At 41.6% G+C, this 1,960-nt stretch carries 2 protein-coding genes; both read right to left on the bottom strand.

The features are described 5' to 3' along the window. A partial coding sequence (locus tag AC1DSL_RS17615; protein WP_477533225.1) for a DUF3885 domain-containing protein occupies window positions 1-449 on the bottom strand: 449 nt, incomplete at its 3' end. Window positions 450-1,032: 583 nt separating this feature from the next. After that, the coding region (locus AC1DSL_RS17620; protein WP_477533226.1) for a M23 family metallopeptidase at window positions 1,033-1,960 on the bottom strand (928 nt) is incomplete at its 5' end.

Genomic DNA, 1,960 nt, shown 5'->3' on the forward strand with positions numbered 1-1,960 from the left:
TCTTCATTACTCGCTGCCTTAAGTAATTCATTCACACGTATGTCTCCTCGCTTACACAACAAGGAAAATTGTTGCAGCTCGAATTCTTCTCCTTCGTCCGACTCGAACGGATAAGGGTACGTTTTCACCTGAATTCGATTCAATTTATTTTTACACTTGAGAAACGGCTGATATACCTTCAGTTTTCTAGTATGTTTCTCTTTTGTTTTGTGCTTATAAACATTCGTCACGAAGAACAAGTCGTCATTTTGCTCAAACAACTCATTGAAAATTGTTGAGGCTTGCTTATATACAAGTCGAAAATAATCAAGATTGAGATCATCATTGTCTTTGAATTGATAGAGTTCCCCACCAAGTGAAAAGTGGATGCCAATGTCCCATTGATAATAAATGCTTGGGATTAATTCGACAGTTGGAAACCTCCCCTTAAGATAGTCCATTATGTTCATTTACTCATTCTCGCTTTCATTTAGATCGAATCCAAGGTATCCGAAAAAGGTTTGGATTTGTCTACATAAATAATCAATTTGATAATAATTATAACTTTGCATCTTCAACAAACCTGCCCCGTTAGTTGAACAAGATTAATTTTCATGGGAGTTATTCAATAAGAAAAAAGAGCTATCAAAGCAAGCCCAAGGAACGTCAAATAAAGCTCCCAGTTACTTGAAGAAGCCCTATTCCTTATACCAATTTTCATCAAATTTCAGGTCAGCAATTACTAAAAAGAGTCCTGATTCTTTTATGAATCGGACTCTTTATTTTTGTATATATCTAAGCATTTCCGCCGTAAAAAATGATTGCGGTTTATAATTCCTTTTCGGTTGTAGTCACAGCACAGTAATTTCTTCAACAAAAGTCCCCCCCAAGTGTTTTTAAAAAAATTATCACTCTTTCCTGTAAGTGAAGGCGAAAAGAACAAATACTCATCCGAAAATGAAAGCATCTGAACGTCTCTGCGGCTAGCACAGGAACAACGGCTGCGAGACAAGCGCTAGTACCCACATTCATGAGTCTGTGGGGTACCTTTGTTTACATGGCTTTCCTGTCCTCGATTTCCCAATGTTTCAAAGAAGGGAACGGATCATATGCCCATTCAATCCGGCCATTGAATTTATACATTCCATAGTGAAGATGAGGTGGGAACTTGCCTGAAGTCCCTTTCTTCCCGTACCCGGAACTTCCAACATAGCCGATGATCATCCCAGGCTCMACAATATCGCCTTCCTTGACGCCTTTATTGAAATGCGACAAATGGGCGAAGTAATGGTACGTATTATCGATATCGCGGATTCCGACACGCCAACCGCCGAAGTCATTCCAGCCCATTACCTCAATCACGCCATATGTTGTAGATCGGACCGGGACACCATAGGAAGCATACAAATCCGTACCTTCATGCATTCGGCGTCCGCCCCAGCCACGGCTGGAACCCCATGTACTACGGTAGCTGTAATCGTTTCCGACAGGAAGGGGAAAGGCATGTTGATCCAGGTCTAGCGTTTCAAAATGTTGGTAGATCTGTGCAATTATCATAATCTGCCTAACAGCTTCATCGCGAACGTAATAATCTTTAAGTGCCTTCTTGAAATCATTTTCGGAATGTCCGTATTTAATCAAGTAATTGGACAGCGTGAGCATCAAGTCGTCATTATTCTCTAGGTCTGCCTTGCCGTCCCCACTTCCGTCCATTCCATTCCCACCGAAAAATGAGATGGCAGAGGAAAGCCTATCGTTCTTGACCGGGTTCAAGTCACCCACCCAAAATGCATCTGAAAACTGAAGGGCAATTGGACCTTCCCTTTTTGTTAAATCGTTACGGACCTGCTGGATATTACGCTCATACTTGTCCACTGCCGCCAGAAAGTACCACGGCACAGAAGGATTTGAATAATGTTGGTAATAGCCCATACGCTGGATCAAAAGCTGTTCTTTGGATTGTTCGCTTTCAGCTGTAGCA

The sequence above is a fragment of the Paenisporosarcina sp. P4_D4 genome, from assembly GCF_056401835.1.